We start from the raw sequence: 22,200 nt of genomic DNA on the forward strand, positions 1-22,200 counted from the left end.
TTAAGGAGAATAAAATGAACTTACAACAACTAGAATACTTTAAAATAATTGCTGAAGTCGAAAATTTTACAACTGCATCTAATTTATTATCAGTAAGCCAGCCTGCATTAAGTAAGGCAATTTCAAAACTCGAGGAAGAATTGGGAGTTCCTTTATTCGAAAAAAGTGGACGTAACATTAAACTAACAAGGTTTGGAAAAATGTTTTTATCTCATACAAAAACTGCATTACTTGAAATAAATAAAGGTATAAAAGAATTAAAAGAAATAACTAATTCTAATACTGATAGTATTTCTATATCTTCTACATCTAGTGTAGGTACATATTTTATGCCTTTTATAATAAGTAATTTTTTAAATGAAAATCCAAATACTAAATTTCAATTTAATCATGAATCAGTAAAAAATATAATATGTGATTTGAAATCTGGAAAAATAGATTTAGGATTTTATGAGTGTCTAGAACATTCTAATATACCTTCTGAAATTGAATCAATTGCTATAAGAAGTGAAGAATATGTTTTAATAGTTCCTAAAAAACATCATCTTTCAAATAAATCCGAAGTATCTTTAAAAGAATTAGAAAATGAATCCTTTGTTGCTTTTTGCATAGATAGTAAAGATAAGATGATTTCATACTCTGAATTCTTAGGTTATATTCCTAAAATATCAATAAGACCTAGTGAAGCAAGTATGCTAGAAGGTTTAGTTGCGGCAGGCGCTGGAATATCAATAGTTCCAAACACACCAATTATCAACACAAATTCTGTTTCTATCTTGAAGATAAAAGAAAAAATTAAAGATAAAACTATTTATATGGGATGGCTTAAAGATGCTTATATGTCCCCTATAGCAAAAATATTTAAAGAATTTGTTATTTCATCTATTTAATTCATATAAATATTAAAATAAAGTAGTCTATGCTTTCATTAATTATAGACTACTTTTCTTACTAATTATTCAATTGTATGTCCTGTATTTTCTATACAAGCTCTTATTCCTTGTTGTGTAGCTGGTTTATTGTACATAACTTCAACAGAACCTCTTGCCATATCAACACAAACTTGATTAACACCTTCAACTTTTTCTAATGAATTTTTTAGTTGCGTTTTCATATTTTCATTAGCTATTCCATTAATCTTGCAATGTAATCTTTCCATACTATATCTCCTTTCAAAATTGATACAGATATAGTATGTTAAAATATATTAGTATATATTCTATAACTCTTAACAATTAATATTTAACTATAGCTTATACATTATTTTATTTAATATTATTAGAAACAAAGTTTATCTAGATAATACTATTGTATATCCAAATTTTCTAATACCACTTTTTATATTCTTTATTCTATACTTCTTATCCTATTTAAATCAGAACTACATAATACTTCCATATTCTCAAATATCTTTTCTTTAGACCAGTTCCACCACTTTAATTCTAAAAGATATTCTATTAACTCATCATCAAATCTTTTCTTTATAAATGTAGCAGGATTTCCTCCTACAATACTATATGAGTCAACATTTTTTGCAACAACTGAATTAGCTGCTATAATAGCCCCATCTCCAATTTTGACACCTGGCATTATAGTTACATTTTCTCCTATCCAGACATCATTTCCTACTATAGTATCCCCCTTATAAGGTAAATCTTCTATTGCAGGAGTTGATTTTTCCCATCCATTCCCCATAATATTAAATGGATAAGTAGTTACACTATTCATTCTATGATTTGCACCATTCATAATAAATTCTACCCCACTTGCAATAGCACAAAATTTCCCTATAACTAACTTATCACCAATAAACTCATAATGATGAGTTACATGCTTTTCAAAGTCTTCTCCTGAGAAATACGAATAATCTCCAACTTCAATATTAGGATTTTTTATAGTGTTTTTTATAAAACATACAGTTTTAATATTTTCATTTGGATATATATCATTTGGATTAGGTCCTAAATTTTTAGACATAAAAAAACCTCCTTTTAAATATTCACTTCTTTGCTTAGTATTACATAAATTATATAATATTGATTTCATATGGTAAATATGAATTATTATAGAATTATACTTATTATTTTATAATCGACCCAATTATTGGTATAATGATGAATAATTTAAGAATATAAAATGAAAGGAGTACTTAATAATGAATTTGAGGGAGATAAAATTAACTCTTTTCTTAATGATTTAACAAAAGAATATAAAAAACTTAATTATGCTTCTTATAAACCTTCTAGTATTCAGCTACAATATAATCCAGGTTCTAAAAAATATAGAGATCCAGAGATTATATTATCTATATTAAATAAACTTATTGATTTTTCTATTATGAATAACTTTATTACTGGATGTAGCTCTTGTGGAGAAAATACGGAAGTATCAGCATTTTTACTAGGTAATACTGTTATTCCTTGCTGTAAGAATTGTCAATTTGAAATCAAAAATGCTATCAGTGAAAATCAAAATAATCTTCAAAATGTAAGAAACAATATAGTTGGTGGAATAGTAGGTGGATTTATAGGTGCCCTACTTGGATCTTTAGTTTGGATATTAATATACCAAATGAATTATATAGCAGCAATTGCTGGACTAGCTATTGCTATATGTTGTATTAAAGGATATCAATTGCTAGGTGGAAAACTTAATATAACAGGAGTTATTATTACTTCTATAATCACTATAATTATGGTTTATTTAGCTAATCATATTTCATTAGCTATAGATATTTACTCAGAATTTAAAAGCTATTATGAAATAACATTCTTTGATGCATTAAGATCTGTTCCAGATTTCTTATTAGAACCTTCAATTAGAAGTGAGTTTATGAAAAATTTACTCATTGGTTATCTTTTAACATTTATTGGATCTGCATCATATATTAAAAAGTCCTATAAAGATGCAAATTTTAAAATAAATGCTGAGGAAATCGAATTATAGAAAACTAAAATAAAGTAAGTCAAATTTATTATTTTTCATATATTAATATTGTTATTACTTTTTTAATTAGGTGATTAAAATTAAATTGTACGATGGAATAAATATAGATGAATTACAATTACTTGGTAGTGGAACTCAAGGAAAAGTATATAAAATAGATTCAAAAAAATGTATTAAAATATTTAAAAAGAAACAATCTTGTAAGGATGAAATCCACACTTTACTTATGGCTCAAACAAATTCACATTTTCCTAAGATTTATTCATATGGTGATAAACATATTGTAAGAGAATATATAGATGGGATTGAATTAGATAAATATTTGTCATCACATTGTCTCACTCTAGATATATCAAATAAAATTATCGAACTTTATGAAGCCATGTATTCTATAGGATATGCACGATTAGATTCAGCTTTATTTCATATATTTTTAACACCTTTAAATGATATTAAACTTATTGATACTGCAAAGGCTATGAAGGAAAAACGTTTATATCCTAGTTTAATCATTAAAGGGTTATATGATCTTGGATATAAAGATGAATTTCTAAGTTTTGTTAAAACTGAAAGACCCGAAATTTATGCTAGATGGTTAAAATATTGTAAGTAAATCATTTATTTTTTAAGGAGAAAAAAATGAGATTTATAGTTTTTGGTGATTCAAAAGGGAAAGAAAATGGCATAAATAAAAAAGTACTCAATTTAATAATGAAAGAAACTTGTAAATTAGATCCTAAACCTGAATTTATAGTGATGTGTGGAGATACTGTTGCAGGTAATCCTAAAGAAGAATTATTAAAATTACAATTAATTGACTTTAAAAATATTATTGAAAAATATCATCCTGGGAAACCACTGATTCCTGTAATTGGGAACCATGAAGTAAATATAACTCCAGAGGATTATAAACTTGAAAAAGCTTTTAGTGAGTTTTATGATAATTCAATTCCTACTGATACTACTCTTGATGGTTACAATAAAACAGTTTATTACGTAGACTTTGAGGATACTAGGCTTATAGTACTTAATTCATTTCATTATGGAGAAATTCATAAAATTAGCCAAGCTCAGCTTGATTGGTTAGAGAAAATTTCATATGACTGTTATAAAAACAAACTTCTTTTTGTTCATTCTCCAGCATTTCCAACTGGTGCTCATCTAGGTCATTGCCTTGATTTGTATCCTACTGACAGAGATAACTTTTTAAATATAGTAGAGAAATGTAATATTGATATAATTTTTTGTGGCCATGAGCATAACTATTCAAGAAGGATGATAAATTCATCTTCAAAAAGAGAGTACATTTATCAAGTAATTACAGGTGGTGGCGGTGAAAAGCTTCGTGATAAGTATAAAAGCAAATCCGGTGTTGTTGTTCCCCCAATTGCTGTATATCATTTTTTACTTATAGATATAGATAAAGAATACATTAAGGTAAGTGCAATAACATCTAAAGGTAAAAAAATAGATGATTTTAAAATAGCAATAAGATAGGCTGTTTGATTTCAACAGCCTATCTTATTCTATTCTTATGTAATTTATTATGAATTCTTCATTATTACACTTTCAACTACATTTGCTGCAGTTTCACAAGCATCACAACATCTTTCAAAATATTTAAAAGTGTCTGTCCATGTCATTAATTCTATAGAATCTTTTGAAGTAGTATAAAGATTTCTTATACTCATAATATATAACTTATCTCCTTCTTCTTCTAATCCATTTATATTTACTATTAATTTTTGTATTTCTTGTGACTTTTTATAGTTACGGAATTCTTTCATTAATCCTTTTAACTCATTACAATGTTTTATTATTACATTAGCAAAATCTAAGGCTTCTTTTCTCATAGAAGTAATATTAAACATATATATTCTTGTTAAAATATCTTCTATAGCATCTGTTACATTATCAATTTCATGAGCTAACTCTGCAATATCTCCTCTTTCGATAGGTGTAATAAATTCTTTAAGTAATTTATTCATCATATCATGTTTTTTTAAGTCTGCTGCATGTTCAATCTTATGCATTTCACTTATTTTATTTTCTATTTCATTTACATCAAAGTTTAATAAAGTATCATGAAGTAAATTTGCTGCACTGCATGAATAATCTACTAACTCAGATAACATTTCAAAATAATCATTTCCTTTTTTACTTCCCATTTTTAATCCTACTCCTTTGTAGTTTATATTTTATTAAAAAATCCAAATGAAAAACTTCGCCATTAAAAATCCGATAATACCACAGCCTGGGAAGGTAAGAATCCATGTCCAAACCATTTCTTTAACAACTCCCCAGTTTACAGAACTTAATCTTTTTGCTGCACCAACTCCCATTATAGAAGTTGTTTTAGTATGAGTTGTACTTACAGGAATTCCTGTTACTGAAGAAATAAGAAGACATCCAGCTGCAGCTAAATCTGCTGAAAATCCTTGGTATTGATCCAACTTAACCATGTCCATACCAACCGCTTTTATAATTTTATATCCTCCTATAGAAGTACCTAAAGCCATAACTAAAGAACAAATTACCATTAGCCATACTGGAATAACAAAGTTTTCAACAGCGCCTTGTCCATTTGCTAAGAATATTCCAAGCATGAATACTCCCATAAACTTTTGACCATCTTGAGCTCCATGCATAAATGCCATTGCTGCTCCTCCGCCAATTTGAGAATATTTAAAGAAACCACTTGTCTTTCTACGATCAAAGCCTTTAAAAATCAATTCTGTAATCTTAACAGTTATCCATCCCATTACAAAACCTAACCCTGTAGAAAGTACTAGTCCATAAATTACCTTCATCCACTCTCCACCGTTAATACCACCAAGTCCACCTTGAAGCGCAATTGCTGCTCCTGATATACCAGCAATTAGTGCATGGCTTTCACTTGTAGGAATTCCAAAATACCAAGCTGCAGTTGCCCATACAACAATTGCAAATAATGAAGCACATAAAGCAACTAAAGCATCACCAGAATCTCCTCCAAAGTCCACCATATTATAAATGGTCATTGCTACATTAGCATTTACCATAGTCATTACAAAAACTCCTAGAAAATTAAAAACCGCTGCCATTAATATTGCGGCACGAGGACCTATTGCTCTCGTAGATACACATGTTGCAATAGCATTAGGTGCATCTGTCCATCCATTTACTAAAATTACACCTAAGGTTAAAATTACTGTTATTAATAATGCCGGATTATCTACTATTTGTCCTATAAATTCAAAGAAAGAAATAGTCATGAAATATCCCCTTTCATTTTTACGTTAATTTTCAGTTAATATATGGCATAAAACCTACTTTTTATATCATAATAAATATATTTACTATTATTATTTTCATTATCATGATAATATTGTTCACAAAATTTTTACAATGTGATTATATAATATTTAATCTTAAAAATACAAGCAAAATACACAGTTTATACCGTTAAATTCTTGTTAAATAGCAAAGCATGTAATAATAACAGTTTTAGAAGATTAAATTAACAATGTTAAATCCTTGTTAAATACCAACTTAAAATCAACTTTTTCATCAATAGTATATGTTTTAAACTAAATTTTCATAAGTGATTCTCTTATATTTTTTCTGTATATTCCACCATGATAGCATATTATTTTTTCTATATCATAATTTAATAACTTAATTATAGAATTTCTAGCTTTCTCCATATCTAATGTATACTGAGGGTTTGCAATTACTAATTTATTATCCTCTATAACTAAAGCATCTCCTGCTATTAGCGTTTTACTTTCTTTTAGATATATAGATATATGTCCTGGCATATGTCCTGGAGTTTCAATTATCTCCATTCCTCCGCACCATTCAAGCTTTTCTTTATCTTTTAACACTGTATCAACTTTAACATTTTCTATGGATTCGAGCATATGTTGAAAATTTCTTGCCTCCTCTTTATCCTCTTCTGGAATAGTATCATATATAAATTCTGCTTGCTTTAACCTTAAGGATTTTTCTTCTCCACTTATATATCTTGATTCTATATATGATGATAATACTTCTATATTAGGATATTTCCTCTTAAAATCTGCTAGTGATCCCATATGATCATAATCGTGATGAGTTATAATTATTTTTGTCAGTTTATTTAATTCAATTTCTTTTTTTCTAGCACACTCTTCTATTAGCGGTAAAAAGTTTTGATATCCACAATCAATTAATATCATATTGTTATTATCACTTAATATTACAGGAAAAATTGTATTAACCGTGCCTCCATACTCAAAGTTAACATCCAATACTGTTACTATATTCATCTTTATTCCCCTTTCAATATACCTTTATAACTTTACTTTATTTATAGATAAATATAATATAATCAAAATATGCTTTTAATTATATTATTAAAAAAGTAATATATTTTATTCATACCAATACCTTATACGAATAATATCATTTAATAAATTTATGTAACAAGTTTAAAAACACTTCTGAACAAATTTTGATAAAAAAATAATACCTATATAAAAATCATATAGGTATTATTTTCAAAATTCATATTATATCTTTTTGTTGTCTAATTATTCTTCTAATACTACTTTCAGTAAGATAGTAACATTTAGTAAGCTCATTAATAGTCATTCCTTCACTATACTTACTGTAAATTTCTCTATTTCTTTGTTTTAACTCATCCTTTAGTCCACTTTGAGTGCCCCAGGATTTTCTTTTTTCAAACTTTGTAGGAATATATAGATATCCTCCATCTACATATTCTTGAATTATTTTAATAATCTCCTCTGGCAATATATCTTGTGCTTTTTTATACTTCATATTAGTTGCTCCTATCTACTACTTAATTCATAAATAAAAAGCAAAGACTGCACAAAACATTCAAACCGCATTTATATTCCTAATACGGCTCTAAACAAAATTGTAATAATAGCTTACAGTCCTTGCTTAGAGCCTAATCTAACAACTAATTCTACTCTAATACACATCAAAATTCTCCCCTTATTTAATAATATAATACTATTTTAACATAAATCTAAATTAATATCTTTGAATTTTATTTCCATATACCACTATCCCTATAATAATTAATGCCTTGATTACTAAGTCTTTCGCCTTGTTTCTCCAACCTAATTTTATATTCATCCCAATTTCTAAGTTCTTTAGGAGTCCAACCAATTTCAGCGTAACCTAGTAATCTTGGATATATCATAAAATCCATTTGCTCTACAGTTGAAATAGTTTCTGTCCATAATGGAGCTTCTAACCCTAAAATCAAATCCCTAGGAGCATATTCTGTAGGATCCCATTTATATGCAGTTTCTATAGGAATGTATCCTGCCCAATCTAATCCATATGGCGTACTTTCATTATACTTCATATCCAAATAAGCTTTTGATGCTATCGAAATTATCATCTTCATCTTTTTTTCTCTAGCTGCTTCATTTGAATCCTTCCAATTTTGTAACACTACACTTGAATTTATTTCTGGGGCAGTATCTATTGGATCCCATCCTATTGGCGTTTTCCCATAACCTTCAACTATCTTAGCTACTCTTCCCACAAAATAATCATAATCGGCTTTTTTAGTACTTTCAGCTTCATCTCCTCCTATATGAAAATATTTTGAAGGTGATATTTCTGAGATTTCTTTGATAACATCACTAATAAATTCATATGTTTTTTCACTATGTGTCATGAAAGAGCTAAAGCCAACATCTGTTCCTGTATATAATGGTTTTCTTTTTCCATCTGGATTTAAGAATCCATAAGAAGCTAATGCTGCATTACTATGACCTGGCATATCAACTTCCGGAATTATTTCTATATATCTATCAGCTGCATATTTAACTATACTTTTAAACTGATCTTGTGTATAGTATCCTCCTGGTCCACCACCAACTTCTGTACTTCCTCCTATAAGAGTTAAATCTGGATATTTCTTTATTTCAATACGCCATCCTTGATCATCAGTAAGATGTAAATGTACTCTATTTATTTTATACTGTGCCGCATAATCTATTTGACGTTTAATTTCATCCTCCGTAAAAAAATGCCTAGCAACATCTATCATTAACCCTCTATATTGATATTCAGGCTTATCATTTATTGTAGAAACAGGAATACTCCACTCAACATTAGTAACTAATGTACTTTTTACAATATCTGTAGGTAATAACTGTTTTAATGTTTGAACACCTCTAAAAACACCTTCTGGCTTATATGCTATTATCTTAACATTTTCAGAAGTAGTTATCATTTTGTACCCTTCATTTCCTTGAGCTTCTTCTCCTCCAATAGTTGTTAAATAAATGCTTGATACAGCAGGCTTTTCACCCCTTATTATATTCAACTCAAATCCTGTTGAAGGTTTTAATTTTTCTTTTAATAATTCTGCAATTCTGCTAAGCTCCTCTGTTTCTGCTTCATTATTTCCTTTTACATAAATTGAACTATCCTTAGTAAGCAAAAACTTTCCAGTTCCCTTTTCATATCTTAATGGCTTTGGAATAATATCATTATCACTAGTTTCTTCTACAAATACAGATTGTACTTCTTCTTTATCTCTAAAAAGACTTATTGAATAAAATGTTAATATTAAAATAGCTAACATAATTAGAGATAGAGATTTAAAAGATTTATTATGTTTTTTCTTCATTAGTTCACCTTCCCTATATTAGTCATAAGTTTATATTAAATATATATTATCAAATATATATCCTTCATAATTATCTTATAACCTAAATTTAAAAGTATATACCTCATTTTTATAAATTAATTCAGCGCTCCATTATGCATATTAATCTCTTTAATCATGTTTTCTTATATTTCCTTCAAATATTTTTTCTTTTTCTTTTGGTAATTTTCTTTTTGTTAATATATCATAAAATCCAGAAATTATATAACTAACTGTCATAACAGTTATAATTGCTACCATTTCCTCTCCACCAAAGTATTCCAAAGCCATAGCTATAGATGTTATAGGAAGAGAGGTTGCACTACAAAATAGCCCTATCATTCCTAATGCTGTCACAGATGTAAGTGGTAAATTAATAAATTTAGAAACAAAGCTTCCTAAAGTTGCTCCTACAAAAAATGTTGGATTTCCTCTTCCACCTTGGAAAACTGAACCTAATGCGACAGCTGTGAATATAATTTTCCATATAGAATCCATTATACTTACATGACTTTTAAATGATTCATTTATAAAAGACTGACCTAATCCATTATAATTATCTCCAACTATTAAAAATAGAATTATTGTTATAACTCCACCTAAAATAGCTTTTATATATGGATTTTTAGTAAACATATTATAAACCTTACTACTATTATCTAATACTAAATTAAATATAAATCCACCTATTCCAAATATTATACCTAGTAATACTAATTTCATAAGAACTACAAAGCTTAAATCATCTAAAACTAAATTAGGATACTCTACAACCTTACTTCCTACTCTTATTGCTATTTCATTAGATATTACAGCTGTTAAAAAAGCTGGAATTAATGCTTGATAATGAAACCTACCTTTTAATATTAACTCCATTCCTAAGATTGCTCCTGCAAAAGGCACATCATATATTACTCCAAATGCACTCCCAACCCCACATATTACTAATGTTCTTTGTTCATCATCAGATAATTTAAACTTCCTTGCTATAAAATCTCCTAAAGTCCCTCCCATTGCTACTGCTGACCCCTCTTTTCCTGCCGAGCCACCGCAAAATGTAGTTAATAAAGATCCTATAAATACTACAAATGTCATATAAAATGGAATATCCTTAGCCGCTGATTGAACTTCAGATTTAAGCAAATTTTCTCCTGAATATGCATTTCTTTTTGTTTTTAAATACATAAACGTTATTATTAACCCTGCTATAGGCAAAAAGTATATTAAATACTCATGATCCTTTCTGTAATTATTAGCTGCAGATAACATCCTATTAAACAGACCAACTATAATGCCAATAGGTATAGCCATAGCAATGCTTAATATAATCCACTTAAATATTTGCCGTATTAATTTATAATAATCTTGATTTTTTTCAGTATTAACTTGTTCGCTCATCAATATTCTCCTTGTTTCAAATAGTACTAATAAACTTTATTATTTGATATTATGAAAAAATAATTCCTATTAATCACTTATTATAACAACTTTATTCATTTGGCTATTATTCCTTCAATCTTAATATAATTTATATTAATTAAATTCACTATATTATCATAAAATTTGAATGTGATTTCATGTTAATAATATAAATTAATCTTATAAATAAAAAAGTTCAAAGATATTATAATTTTAAAAATATCCTTGAACTCTAAATAATAAATTAATATTTAATTATATAACTACTTTCACCAGGAATATCTACTTCATGGTTTCTTTGGAAATAATCTATTATAAGCTCACTCATATCCATATTTATTTCTTTTACAACTTGAGCATTTTCATAAGCAGGATAAATAGCTGTATTGCTTGCACGATAATTATTTAAAACTATTGTGTAATCTTTATTTAAATCTATTTCTTTTCCATCCTTTTTCATTGAAACAACACGATTTCCGAAATCTTCATTTAAATCTATTTCATAAGTTAAACCTGCAAATGTATCATAATTATAGTTTTGTACCTTCGGTACTAAAAATTCTTTATTAATTTTAATTTCATTATTTTCTAAAACAAAATATGTAGCACTTTTTTCAATAGCTTCTTTAACTTTGCTACCTTTAATTTTAAGAACTTTTAATGTATTTGGATATGGATAATTAATTAGTACGTCTCTAATTGAAACATTTTTCTTAAATCCAATAGCAGTGTCAAATAATGATAAAGCTGAAAAATCTGCATTAGAAACATCTAATTGAACTTCATGTAAGAAGTTTATGAAAGGATGTCCCTTAAGTCTTGCTATAAAGATATCATCTAAGATTATGTCATTTTTAAAATGGCCTATTTCCTTATCTAAATAATCTTGTAACTCCTTATTTATATTCGCAAATCGTTTTTCTAGCTTAGAATCAATTTCATCATTTAATTTTGATACATCTATTAATTCATAATTCATCTCTTTAGTTTCAGTATCTATAACTATCTTAGTAAAATTTTGACCATTATGCATAGGTTGTGTACATACAACTCCATTTATTTTTGTTATAAATGATCTATGTTGATGACCACTTAAAACAATATCTATAGAATCATAGTTTTCTAACAATTCACTTGCTTGGTTCTCCTTTGTTAACTTTTCTGTAGGCGTGTTATTTCCATCTAGACTTTTTTCGAAGCCTCCATGATAACAAGCTATTATAATATCAGATTTTTCTTTTAATTCCTCTTCATATTCTCCATAAACTTTTACCGGATCTAAAAATTCTAAGTTTTTAATATTCTTTTCTTGTTCCCAATTAGGTATAAATGATGTTGTAAAACCTATACATCCTACCTTAAAACCATTAAAATCAAAAATCTTATAAGGCTTACTATCAAATGACAAACCTTTAATATTGGAGTTTATAATTTTATCTGAAACCGTCTTATAAGCAGTATTTAAATAATCTAATCCATAATTAAATTCATGATTACCTAAAGTATACGCATCGTATCCTATATCTTCTAAAAGTTCTGTTATTGGATTAGTCTCTAGATTTTGCTTAGATAAATAATGAGTTAAGGCTGACCCTTGAATTAAATCACCACAATCTATTTTTAAAGATGCATCATAGTTCTTTTCATCCTTTAAAATATAGGTTCCTATTTTTAATATTCCAAGAGATTTTTCAGTTACATAATTTGTTGGATATACAAATCCATGTAAATCACTTGTTTGATAAATTACTAATTTCATAGTACCTCCTTTATGTGCTTTGCACAATGTAAAATGAATAATGTATAATATAAAATTAAAGAAAAAACTCCTTACGGAGCTTTCAAAATTTGGAGCTGCCATAAAGCAGCTCCTGTTATATTATTCCCAAATTGAATTTAAAGTTGTTTTAAATTCTTCTAATTTTTTAGTCACATCTGTTTTAGTATCAGCTAATATCGCTTCTAAAACTGTACCTGCTTCACGGTATGCAGCATCAGCACCAGCTATTACAGGGTTTGTATATAAGTTCTTAGTTGCATCTGCTAATATTGGAGCTATTAAGCTTCCAGAATTTTTATATTCTTCTGATTCAATAGCACTTTGTCTTACTGGCATATATCCAGTTTCTGAAGCCCATTGAATTTGCTTTTCTTTGCTAGTTAAGAATCTAAAAAATTCGTATGCAGCAGTCTTTTGTTCTGGTGTAGCACTTGAGAATACATATAAATCAGTACCTTGTTGTAATGAAGCATTTGTTGGATATGGAGCAGCACCTACTTCAAATTTGTCACCAACACCTTGTTTAACAAAATTTTCACCTGCATTTGAACCAACATACATACCTATAGTTTCATTTCCAAATGGTCCTGATAAATATTTATCTGTTCCAGCAATTCTGAAGTAACCTTCCTTGACACCATCTAAATAGTAATTAACAGCTTTAACTGACGCATCACTTGTAACATCAAAGTTATTATCAAAAGTTTTACCTTCTGATTTTAAGAATGTAGTATAGTAAGTATTTAAAGAATCAAATCCAGCACCTGGAATACCTTTTTTATCTTTAATTTCTTTTGCAACTTTTACAAGTTCATCATAATTTGTTGGAGGTGTTAATTTTAATTCATCAAATAATGTTTTGTTATACCAAATAACTTCTGTTGATTTATTAAATGGCATTCCATATATCTTTCCATCTATCTTAGCTGCTTCTCTAAGGCTTGGTAATATATCATCATAATTATCAAACTTAAGAGTTTCATTTTCTATGTATGGAGTTAAATCTGTAACTAATCCATCTTGTATAGGGTTAAACATCCAATCAGGATATGCTTGAGTTATTGTTGGTAAATCCTTAGGACTTGCAACTGTTGCAGTTATTTTTTGTTGTAAGTCTGGATAACTTGATTGGTTTTGTAAAGTAACCTTAATATTAGGATTTTGTGCAGTAAATTCATCTGTTAATTTTATTAGAGATTTTTCTAAGTCTCCACTCATAGCATGCCAAAATGTTATTTCTACTGGATTTGTTATTTCTGTTACTATTTCTTCATTTTTTGATTCAGCACCTTTAGTAGAACATCCAGTTAATAGTCCTACTGATAGGGCTAATGCTAATAATTTTTTGAACTTCATTTTTCACCCTCCGTTGTTGTTAAATTGTTTGCTTTTTCTCTGGTAATAGCCTATCCCCAAATTCATTATAAAGTTTTTCAGGACGATATGAATGAATTGGAACTAGTAACTTAGGTTTAATTAAGTTAATTATTTCAATTAAATCATAAGGATGAGCATGCCCACTACATGAAACTCTTTCGAATTTAATATTCTTTTCTTCAAATTTGTTTACGAATGGTGCATATGCAGGATCAAATTCACCTAATGGAACTGCATTTGAGTGAATATATATTCCACCTTCTTTTAATTTATCCATATATTTAATTGCAAGTTTATCTAGTTGCCAGAAAAAGCTTCCTTCATCATTTAATAAATCTTCAAAACTAACTTTAAGATTTTCATCCAATCCATAATCTCCATTATCTAATTGATAATAATAAGATTCATATCCAGTTGCTTCCTTTAGTACATAAGAATAATATGCATCTAAAACAACTTTTCTCGAATTGGTTTTTATTATATTTAAAATTCTTTCTATATTAGAAATATAATAATTAAATGTTATTTGTTTGTTAGGATTATTATTAACAATTTCATTTATCTTTTCTATTAGTTCTGGTTCATTTGAAATTTCCTTATCACTAACATCATCATCAAACTCTTGGAAAGAGACACTTACACCTTCTATTAGTAAAACATCACAATTTTCACTTTCCTTACAGAAGTTTAAAGTAGCTTCTTTTCTATATCCATGAAGTCTTATATCTCCTGTATAAGATATTACTAGATCAGGAGTTTCAATCAACAATCCACATGCTCCATATGCATCATGATCAACTGGCATTACTTTAACTTTTATTTTGCCAATTTCTATCACTTCATTTTCTTTAACTCCAATTATATCTCTCGTATTATTTCCTTTATTCTCATGTAGAGGGAAAAGAAAATCATTATTTATATTCAAAGTATTTAATAGAGACTTAGTACCCTCTAATGTATATAAAGGTACTTCTGGATTTAAATAATTTACTATCTTTGAATGATCTAAATGCACATGTGATAAAAATACTGCTGTATTTTTAAAGTTATCTTCTTTTGACTCATAACCTTTTAGTGGAATTTTAGGATCAAACATATTATTTAAATATGGAACTAAATTTTCATCTAATAATTCTTGTAAATTAGTTGGTTGTACTGGTGATTTCGGATCATATTCACTTCCAAAATCGAAGAATATATGACTATCTTCATATGTTATTTCTATTATTGTTCCTCCAATAGTTAAAATACCATTGTGAAACGTAATCTTTGTTTTTTTATCCTTTAACGCCACTCTTAACAACTCCTCTAATGATTTGTTTTCTAAAAATTAAATATAAAATTAAAATAGGAACTATAGCAATTGTTGATGCAGCCATTTGTAAATGAACATTTGACCCGCTTTCAGTAGCAAAGGAACTTAATCCATTACTTAACAATCTCATTTCCTTACTATTTGTTACTAGTATTGGCCATAGGAATGAATTCCATCCATTAATAAAGCTTAAGATACCCATTGTAAATAATGCTGGTTTTGCTAAAGGAATTAAAATTCTATTAACAAATTCCAAATCACTACATCCATCAACCTTTGCAGCTTTATAGTAGGAAATTGGGATACTTGTTAAATATTCTTTTAAATAAAATATGTAAAACACACTTGCTAAAGATGGAAGTATTAGTGCTGTATATGTATCTAATAATCCTAGCTGTGCAATTGTTTGATAATTTGTGAAAACAGTAACTTCATATGGTACCATAAGTAAAGCTGCCATACCAAGTACTAAAGCATTCTTATATTTGAACTCTAATTTTACTAAAGCAAAGCTTGCTAATATTGAAGTTATTATTGTTCCAATTGTTGATACTCCAGCAACTAAAATCGTATTAAAGAAATATCTAACAAAAGGAGCCTGCTCCATTGCTAAAACAAAGTTTCCCCATTGAAACTTCTCTGGAAATAGCGTTGGTGGAATACTAGTTGCCTCTTGATACGTCATTAAACTTGATAAAATCATATATACAAAAGGAAATAGTGTAATCAACGCCATAATAAGAATAAACGTCTTTGATAAAACTAAATTTACTTTTTTCATCACTTCACCTACTTAGATAATCTTTTTAATATACGATTTTGAATTAATGTGAAAATTAAAATTAAACCAAATAAGATAACTGCAGCTGCCATTCCTTGTCCATAACGATTTTCAACATAGAACTTATTGAATATGTAGAATACTGCTGTAGTAGCACTATCTGCAATACCTGCTTTTCCATTGAATATTGCAAAAACTTGTGCATAAACCTTAAATGCATTAATAAAATTAACCATTAATAAAAACGTAATAATTGGTATCATTTGAGGTAATGTTATTCTAAAAAATTGTTCAACCTTTGTTGCTCCAAACATATCTGCTACTTTGTAATAACTTTTGTCAATATTTCTTAAACCTGAAAGTAATATAATTATGTTAAATGCAAGTCCTGACCATATACCAAATATAACTAGTGTTATCATACTCATATTAGGATCATCCAAGAAATTTATTGGTCCAACATTAAAAAATCCTAATATATAGTTTACAAATCCATATTCACCATTTAATAAAAATCTAAAAACTATACCAACGGCAATTACACTCGTTAAATATGGTATAAAGAATATAGTTTCAAAAATATCTTTATGTTTGATTCTTTCATAAACTGTAATTGCAATAAACATTGAAATAATTAATCCCACAGGCACAACCACAAAGGCAAAAATAGCTGTATTACCTACTGCAGTGTGAAACTTTGGATCTTTTAAAACAACCCCATAATTCTTAAATCCATTGAATGCTAAATTATTTAAAGTTCCCTTTTGAAAAGACATAATAAATGTTTTGATTAATGGTAATACATTAAATATCCCAATTACTATTAAAGCAGGTAAAAGAAATAACCATGCTTGTGGTGAATTTTCTGCTCTATACTTTAACTTTCTCATTAGTACACTCTAACTCCATTCTCTTGGAATATGTAGATTCCATTATAGTCAATATCAAGTCCTAATTCATCACCTTCAAGTACTTTATTGCTTATATCAGTAATTGATTTTGCATTTATATCATTAACATTGAAGTTTACTATACAGTCTTTTCCTATTAATTCAATAGATTCAACTTTAACTTTAAATAATGGATTTTTACTTATTTCAAAATATTCTGGTCTAATTCCTACAAAATACTTATTTTCATTTAAATCTTGCTTAAATCTATCTTTATTTAATAAATTTAAATCAATATTGAAATCCTTTGTTTTTAATAGATTTCCTTCTTTTTCAACTTCAAATATATTGATTATAGGATTTCCCATAAACTTAGCTACAAATAGATTTGCAGGTTCTAAGTATAAATTTTGAGGTATATCAAATTGTTGAACAACACCTTCATTCATTAATACTATCCTATCACTTATAGATAAAGCTTCTTCTTGATCGTGAGTAACAAAAATAGTAGTAATACCAATTTCTTTTACAAGTCTTCTTATTTCTTCTCTTATTTTTAATCTTAATCTTGCATCTAAATTACTTAAAGGCTCGTCTAATAATAATATTTTAGGATTTTGAACTAATGCTCTTGTTATAGCAACTCTTTGTTGTTGCCCCCCTGACATTTCCCCTGGCTTTTTATTAGCTAACTCTTCAATACTTGTAATTTTCATATACTTTTTAGCTATTTCAAGTGCCTCACTTTTTGGCTTTTTCTTCTTTCCAACTGTAAGAGGGAACATAACATTTTCTAAAACTGTCATGTGTGGATATAGCGCATAATTTTGAAATACTAAACCAATATTTCTATCTTTAGGATGCTTTCCAATTATAGATTCATTGTCAAATCTTATATCTCCACTGGTAGGATCTAAAAGTCCTGCAAGTAGATTAAGTATAGTTGTTTTTCCGCAACCACTAGGTCCTAATAGGCAAACAAGTTCACCCTCGTTAATCTCAAGATTGATGCTTTTTAAAGCTTCATAACCATTGTTATAAACTTTTTTAAGTTTTTCAATATGTATCATGTTTCACCTCTAGTGTTTATTTTTTATGTTTAATCTCTAAGTTTTAATACAAATATAATATACTAAATTTATTATATTAATACAATATTTATTCGTATTTTTAACTTTTAATAAATAAAATTTTAACATTTATTAATGTTTTTTTAGAATTATTTTAATTAAATATAATATTTCTAGAAAAACCGGTAAATATATTTACAATTAGAAATTTAATTTAACATATTAATAAATATATCCGAATGTTTCTCTTATAATAGATTTATTTGTTTAATCTCAACTTCTTTTATTTCATTTATAAATTTGTAAAATAAATATCTTTCTACATCATATAATCTCCTAAAAATAATTAAATATAATACCCATAATGAAAATTAATAATTATTTTATAAATTGACCTCGTTCAAGCATATTTTACTAATTTAGTTTTTTCCTTTTTATAAAGCATAATTATGGTTGGATGTTGATTTTAACATAGAATCATAACAAAATTTAAGTTATGACAACTTTGAATATATTTAAATAAAGAAAAGGAGCTGTTGCAAAAGTATTTATCCACTGGAAAATATAGATATACTTTCTAGTGAGCTCCGAATATTATGTTAATTTTAAAAGAAAAAAAACAGATATTTCACGAACTATACATTGTGAAATATCTGGTTTCATTTTATTATTTAGTGATTTATTGAAGAGCTATTTACAATATTTGTTTTTAAAACAGCCTTTTTTCTTTATTTAATCTCTCTACTTAAGCTTGCAGTGCTTTATAAAAATCCCCACTTTTATTTATCATTCCATGAATTTCAGAAAAAGGAATTTTGAATGTTATAAATCCAGCTGAATATGGTCCAATCTCATAAGGTGGAAAATAAATATATAAATTACTACTATCAACATAAAAATCTTGGTCTTCTTTTATCCCTTTAAATTGATCTTTAAATACATATTCATATTGTTTATCATTTTGTATCATATTACTAATAATCTTATTTAATTCACCTACCCAATAAACTCCTCCCATAAATAAATCTCCTAATGTGTAAAAATTGCCAGTTAGCAAATTGATAGTTGGAGTTTTTCTATATGGCATTCCATGTGCTGCTCCTAATGGATAGTAATAACCTTCAATTTCTAAAACTAATAAATTATTGTTGAAGTATTTTATCCTGAAATCACCATAATAATCATAATTAAGAACATCATTTTCGGTAATAACTAAGCTATCTTTACTTCCGTTTTCTTCATTAGGATTAAAATAAGACAAAGATCTTAATTTGTTATTAATCTCAATTTCTACATTCTTATCTTTTATTCCTTGTACTTCAGGTATATATATTAAATAACTAATATTAGGTTTATATTTTTCTTTTAGTATACTATAACGATTATCAAGATATATAATATCATTTGATTTATAAATTATTCTACCTGACTTATCTAAATAATATGGTGAATAATCTATATTAGCATAAACTACTTCACTCTTTATTGATAATTCACCACTTCCGCTAACTTTAGGTAGATTTACCTCTCGATTTCCAGATAAATCGATGAAGAAGGTATCTGCTTTATCTGATACATATGCTAATCCATCATTATAATCGCTAACAGCTAAATAAATAAATTCTGTTAATCTATTTCCATTTGTATCTCCTATAGCATATATACTTCTAAGTTTTAAACTCTCATCTCCTATTGGAATACCTAAAGCTACTCTGCCTTCTCCTAGAATCTTAATGTCACTAAAATTAGCTTCATATACATATTTACCAGTTTTATCAATAAGGCCATATGGACCTTGAAAGCTATCTGATTCGCTAACTATTGCTACACCATCTCTAAATCCTTGTGCTGATTTAAATCTTGGTTTAATAATTACTTGTCCAGCAATATTTATATAACCTAGTGGACCTTCAAATGAATTTCCAAATACCATTAATCCATCCCCATATTGTGATATATAGTTATAGGTATAAGTATTTACAACTTGACCATAAGGATTTATTAATCTATATTCATTTTCCTTTAATTTTACTAATGCTACTCCTTCATTAAAGTTATTTGCTTCTAAATATATAGTTGGAATTATATCATATCCTTCTAAATCAATATATCCATATCTATAGCTTCCATTACTATTACTAAAACCAACTATTGCCCTTCCTTCGCTATAGTCACTTATAAAACTATATTTTTTATTGGTTATAATATTCCCCTTTTCATTAATAACTCCCATGTAATCACGATATACCCAAATTGCTCTATTTTCTTTAAATTCTCTAATACTATCAAAAACTGGCTTTAATACAAACTCTCCATTTTTATTAATTACTCCAAATCTTTCTCCTAATCCCACTATAGCTAATCCACTACTATTAAAATCATATGCACTTGAATAAATTGGATCAATAATAAATACTCCTTTACTATTTATATATCCATAAGTTTTTCCTTCTTTTGTATTTCTTAAAGCAGGATATAATTTCTCACTATTTATTCTATTTTTTATTGCAAAACTTTCTACTTTATTATTTTTATTCGAATTCACTTTAATTCTCCTAATAAATCATTCTTTATACAATATATGAATAATTTATAAATAAAGTGGCAATTTATAAAAGAAGTGCATAAAATACATTTATTTTATACACTTCTCTTATTATTAGTCTATCTTTATTAAATTTTCTTACATTAAAACTTTAACTTATAAAGAAGCTTTATATATGTTCAATATATCTTCTGAATTAAGTGGTTTAAAATTACCTATTGTTTTTCTTCTTCTAACTGCTTGATTTGCCATTTCTTCAAGTTTTTCTTCATTTATCCCAACTTCTCTTAATGTAGTAGGTATATCTAATGAAATAAAGAACTCTCTTGTTTTGTCTATAGCTTCTCTAGCCAACTCATATTTTTCTTTACTTCTATCTAAATTCCATACATTAATAGCATATTCAACAAACTTATCTACTGTACTATCATCTAGCACATATTCCATCCAAGCTGGCGTTAATATTGCAAGACCTACACCATGAGTAATATCATAATAAGCACTTAATTCATGTTCCATTGGGTGAACACTCCAATTTGTTTCTTTTCCATAAGTTAAAAGCCCATTTATAGCTAAGCTGGAAGCCCACATAAGATTTGCTCTTGCTTCATAATTTTCAGGTTCATCCATAGCTATTCTGCCATAATTAATGCAAGTTTTTAAAAGAGATTCCGCCATCCTGTTTTGAAGATAAGCCCCTTCTGTATTATTAAAGTACACTTCAAAAATATGACTCATTATATCTGCTGTTCCCGCTGCTGTTTGATTTTTTGGTACAGAAAAAGTATATGTTGGATCTAATATAGAAAACTTAGGAGCCATTTCTGGATTCCCTGTTCCTAACTTCTCATTAGTTTCTAGGTTTGTAATTACTGCTCCTGAATCCATTTCTGAACCTGTTGCAGCAAGAGTTAATATACTTGCTATTGGAATTACACTTTTTATTTTACTTGGATCTACAACTATGTCCCATGCATCACCCTCATAGGTAACTCCTCCTGCAATGACCTTTGCACAGTCAATAGTACTACCACCTCCTACTGCAAGAACTAAATCTATATCATTTTCTCTACAAATATCGATACCCTTTCTTACACTAGTTATTCTTGGATTTGGCTCAATACCTGAAAGTTCAAAAAAACTAATATTATTATCTTTTAAAAGATTAACAACCTTATCATAAAGTCCTATTTTCTTTATACTTCCTCCTCCATATGCTAAAAGCACCTTGCTTCCATATTTTTTTATTTGGTCTGGAAGTATATTTATTTGATCTTTTCCAAAGAAAATTTTAGTCGGAATTGAATAATTAAAATTTATCATATTATGACTCTCCTTTCTGTCTTATATTTTATAATACACCTAATATTCTAATTATTAAATATAATTATATATTTCTAAATAAATTACTTTTTTCTA

General features: G+C 27.5%; 20 protein-coding genes. 4 read left to right on the forward strand and 16 right to left on the reverse strand.

Annotation, left to right across the window (positions count from 1 at the left end; translation table 11 throughout):
• Window positions 1-14: 14 nt before the first annotated feature.
• On the forward strand, window positions 15-890 hold the full coding sequence (locus tag NSA50_RS08725; RefSeq protein ID WP_257444469.1) for a LysR family transcriptional regulator: 876 nt from the start codon (window positions 15-17) through the stop codon (window positions 888-890).
• Window positions 891-955: 65 nt separating this feature from the next.
• Here the strand turns inward: NSA50_RS08725 and NSA50_RS08730 are convergent, their stop codons facing one another.
• Window positions 956-1,159, reverse strand: a complete 204-nt coding sequence (locus NSA50_RS08730; RefSeq protein WP_195262971.1) for a heavy-metal-associated domain-containing protein — start codon at window positions 1,157-1,159, stop codon at window positions 956-958.
• 188 nt (window positions 1,160-1,347) lie between these two features.
• Window positions 1,348-1,977, reverse strand: a complete 630-nt coding sequence (locus NSA50_RS08735) for a Vat family streptogramin A O-acetyltransferase (protein WP_257444471.1) — start codon at window positions 1,975-1,977, stop codon at window positions 1,348-1,350.
• Window positions 1,978-2,136: 159 nt separating this feature from the next.
• Between NSA50_RS08735 and NSA50_RS08740 the strand changes: the two genes are divergently transcribed.
• From NSA50_RS08740 to NSA50_RS08750, 3 genes are all read left to right on the forward strand, one after another.
• Window positions 2,137-2,946, forward strand: coding sequence for a hypothetical protein (locus NSA50_RS08740; protein ID WP_257444473.1), 810 nt, complete (start codon window positions 2,137-2,139; stop codon window positions 2,944-2,946).
• Window positions 2,947-3,031: 85 nt separating this feature from the next.
• Window positions 3,032-3,559 carry a hypothetical protein gene (locus NSA50_RS08745; RefSeq protein ID WP_207738504.1) on the forward strand — a complete coding sequence of 176 codons (528 nt, stop codon included), beginning with the start codon at window positions 3,032-3,034 and terminating at the stop codon, window positions 3,557-3,559.
• 26 nt (window positions 3,560-3,585) lie between these two features.
• The gene (locus tag NSA50_RS08750) at window positions 3,586-4,443 is read left to right on the forward strand and encodes a metallophosphoesterase family protein (RefSeq protein ID WP_257444476.1); all 858 of its coding nucleotides are present in this window, start codon (window positions 3,586-3,588) and stop codon (window positions 4,441-4,443) included.
• 47 nt (window positions 4,444-4,490) lie between these two features.
• Here the strand turns inward: NSA50_RS08750 and NSA50_RS08755 are convergent, their stop codons facing one another.
• The 14 genes from NSA50_RS08755 to NSA50_RS08820 all read right to left on the reverse strand — a co-directional run bounded on the left by NSA50_RS08755 (window position 4,491) and on the right by NSA50_RS08820 (window position 22,104).
• Window positions 4,491-5,114, reverse strand: coding sequence for a DUF47 domain-containing protein (locus NSA50_RS08755; protein WP_195262966.1), 624 nt, complete (start codon window positions 5,112-5,114; stop codon window positions 4,491-4,493).
• A gap of 33 nt (window positions 5,115-5,147) precedes the next feature.
• Entirely contained in the window at window positions 5,148-6,200 is a 1,053-nt protein-coding gene (locus tag NSA50_RS08760; protein WP_257444478.1) for an inorganic phosphate transporter, read from the reverse strand.
• Between the two features lie 315 nt (window positions 6,201-6,515).
• Window positions 6,516-7,235: an MBL fold metallo-hydrolase gene (locus NSA50_RS08765; protein WP_257444480.1), complete on the reverse strand. Its 720-nt coding sequence runs from the start codon at window positions 7,233-7,235 to the stop codon at window positions 6,516-6,518.
• 238 nt (window positions 7,236-7,473) lie between these two features.
• On the reverse strand, window positions 7,474-7,749 hold the full coding sequence (locus NSA50_RS08770) for a CD3324 family protein (RefSeq protein ID WP_195262963.1): 276 nt from the start codon (window positions 7,747-7,749) through the stop codon (window positions 7,474-7,476).
• Between the two features lie 235 nt (window positions 7,750-7,984).
• A complete protein-coding gene (locus NSA50_RS08775) occupies window positions 7,985-9,586 on the reverse strand; it encodes a beta-N-acetylhexosaminidase (RefSeq protein WP_257444482.1) in 1,602 nt (533 codons plus the stop codon).
• 150 nt (window positions 9,587-9,736) lie between these two features.
• A complete protein-coding gene (locus tag NSA50_RS08780) occupies window positions 9,737-11,002 on the reverse strand; it encodes a chloride channel protein (RefSeq protein WP_257444484.1) in 1,266 nt (421 codons plus the stop codon).
• A gap of 265 nt (window positions 11,003-11,267) precedes the next feature.
• Window positions 11,268-12,782 (reverse strand): bifunctional metallophosphatase/5'-nucleotidase, encoded by a 1,515-nt coding sequence (locus NSA50_RS08785; RefSeq protein ID WP_257444486.1) that lies wholly within the window; start codon window positions 12,780-12,782, stop codon window positions 11,268-11,270.
• A gap of 120 nt (window positions 12,783-12,902) precedes the next feature.
• Window positions 12,903-14,159 (reverse strand): ABC transporter substrate-binding protein, encoded by a 1,257-nt coding sequence (locus NSA50_RS08790; RefSeq protein WP_195262959.1) that lies wholly within the window; start codon window positions 14,157-14,159, stop codon window positions 12,903-12,905.
• Between the two features lie 19 nt (window positions 14,160-14,178).
• Complete coding sequence (locus NSA50_RS08795) at window positions 14,179-15,474, reverse strand: MBL fold metallo-hydrolase (protein WP_257444489.1); 1,296 nt, start codon at window positions 15,472-15,474, stop codon at window positions 14,179-14,181.
• Window positions 15,458-16,276 (reverse strand): carbohydrate ABC transporter permease, encoded by an 819-nt coding sequence (locus NSA50_RS08800; protein ID WP_195262957.1) that lies wholly within the window; start codon window positions 16,274-16,276, stop codon window positions 15,458-15,460. Before NSA50_RS08800 ends, NSA50_RS08795 begins: the two co-directional genes overlap by 17 nt.
• Before the next feature lie 8 nt (window positions 16,277-16,284).
• A complete protein-coding gene (locus tag NSA50_RS08805; protein ID WP_257444492.1) occupies window positions 16,285-17,166 on the reverse strand; it encodes a carbohydrate ABC transporter permease in 882 nt (293 codons plus the stop codon).
• On the reverse strand, window positions 17,166-18,236 hold the full coding sequence (locus tag NSA50_RS08810) for an ABC transporter ATP-binding protein (protein WP_195262955.1): 1,071 nt from the start codon (window positions 18,234-18,236) through the stop codon (window positions 17,166-17,168). The genes NSA50_RS08805 and NSA50_RS08810 overlap by 1 nt, the downstream gene beginning before the upstream one ends.
• Window positions 18,237-18,981: 745 nt before the next feature.
• Window positions 18,982-20,781, reverse strand: coding sequence for a WG repeat-containing protein (locus NSA50_RS08815; RefSeq protein WP_195429806.1), 1,800 nt, complete (start codon window positions 20,779-20,781; stop codon window positions 18,982-18,984).
• A 156-nt stretch (window positions 20,782-20,937) separates the two neighbouring features.
• Window positions 20,938-22,104 carry an iron-containing alcohol dehydrogenase gene (locus tag NSA50_RS08820; RefSeq protein WP_195262953.1) on the reverse strand — a complete coding sequence of 389 codons (1,167 nt, stop codon included), beginning with the start codon at window positions 22,102-22,104 and terminating at the stop codon, window positions 20,938-20,940.
• Window positions 22,105-22,200: the final 96 nt, after the last annotated feature.

Source organism: Clostridium mucosae (assembly GCF_024622765.1).
Classification (GTDB): domain Bacteria; phylum Bacillota; class Clostridia; order Clostridiales; family Clostridiaceae; genus Clostridium.

What these genes read in the sequence shown, in the direction of transcription:
- NSA50_RS08725 (WP_257444469.1), top strand. Translation starts at nt 15, where the DNA reads ATGAACTTACAACAACTAGAATACTTTAAAATAATTGCTGAAGTCGAA.
- NSA50_RS08730 (WP_195262971.1), bottom strand. Translation starts at nt 1,159, where the DNA reads ATGGAAAGATTACATTGCAAGATTAATGGAATAGCTAATGAAAATATG.
- NSA50_RS08735 (WP_257444471.1), bottom strand. Translation starts at nt 1,977, where the DNA reads ATGTCTAAAAATTTAGGACCTAATCCAAATGATATATATCCAAATGAA.
- NSA50_RS08740 (WP_257444473.1), top strand. Translation starts at nt 2,137, where the DNA reads ATGAAAGGAGTACTTAATAATGAATTTGAGGGAGATAAAATTAACTCT.
- NSA50_RS08750 (WP_257444476.1), top strand. Translation starts at nt 3,586, where the DNA reads ATGAGATTTATAGTTTTTGGTGATTCAAAAGGGAAAGAAAATGGCATA.
- NSA50_RS08755 (WP_195262966.1), bottom strand. Translation starts at nt 5,114, where the DNA reads ATGGGAAGTAAAAAAGGAAATGATTATTTTGAAATGTTATCTGAGTTA.
- NSA50_RS08760 (WP_257444478.1), bottom strand. Translation starts at nt 6,200, where the DNA reads ATGACTATTTCTTTCTTTGAATTTATAGGACAAATAGTAGATAATCCG.
- NSA50_RS08765 (WP_257444480.1), bottom strand. Translation starts at nt 7,235, where the DNA reads ATGAATATAGTAACAGTATTGGATGTTAACTTTGAGTATGGAGGCACG.
- NSA50_RS08770 (WP_195262963.1), bottom strand. Translation starts at nt 7,749, where the DNA reads ATGAAGTATAAAAAAGCACAAGATATATTGCCAGAGGAGATTATTAAA.
- NSA50_RS08775 (WP_257444482.1), bottom strand. Translation starts at nt 9,586, where the DNA reads ATGAAGAAAAAACATAATAAATCTTTTAAATCTCTATCTCTAATTATG.
- NSA50_RS08780 (WP_257444484.1), bottom strand. Translation starts at nt 11,002, where the DNA reads ATGAGCGAACAAGTTAATACTGAAAAAAATCAAGATTATTATAAATTA.
- NSA50_RS08785 (WP_257444486.1), bottom strand. Translation starts at nt 12,782, where the DNA reads ATGAAATTAGTAATTTATCAAACAAGTGATTTACATGGATTTGTATAT.
- NSA50_RS08790 (WP_195262959.1), bottom strand. Translation starts at nt 14,159, where the DNA reads ATGAAGTTCAAAAAATTATTAGCATTAGCCCTATCAGTAGGACTATTA.
- NSA50_RS08800 (WP_195262957.1), bottom strand. Translation starts at nt 16,276, where the DNA reads ATGAAAAAAGTAAATTTAGTTTTATCAAAGACGTTTATTCTTATTATG.
- NSA50_RS08805 (WP_257444492.1), bottom strand. Translation starts at nt 17,166, where the DNA reads ATGAGAAAGTTAAAGTATAGAGCAGAAAATTCACCACAAGCATGGTTA.
- NSA50_RS08810 (WP_195262955.1), bottom strand. Translation starts at nt 18,236, where the DNA reads ATGATACATATTGAAAAACTTAAAAAAGTTTATAACAATGGTTATGAA.
- NSA50_RS08820 (WP_195262953.1), bottom strand. Translation starts at nt 22,104, where the DNA reads ATGATAAATTTTAATTATTCAATTCCGACTAAAATTTTCTTTGGAAAA.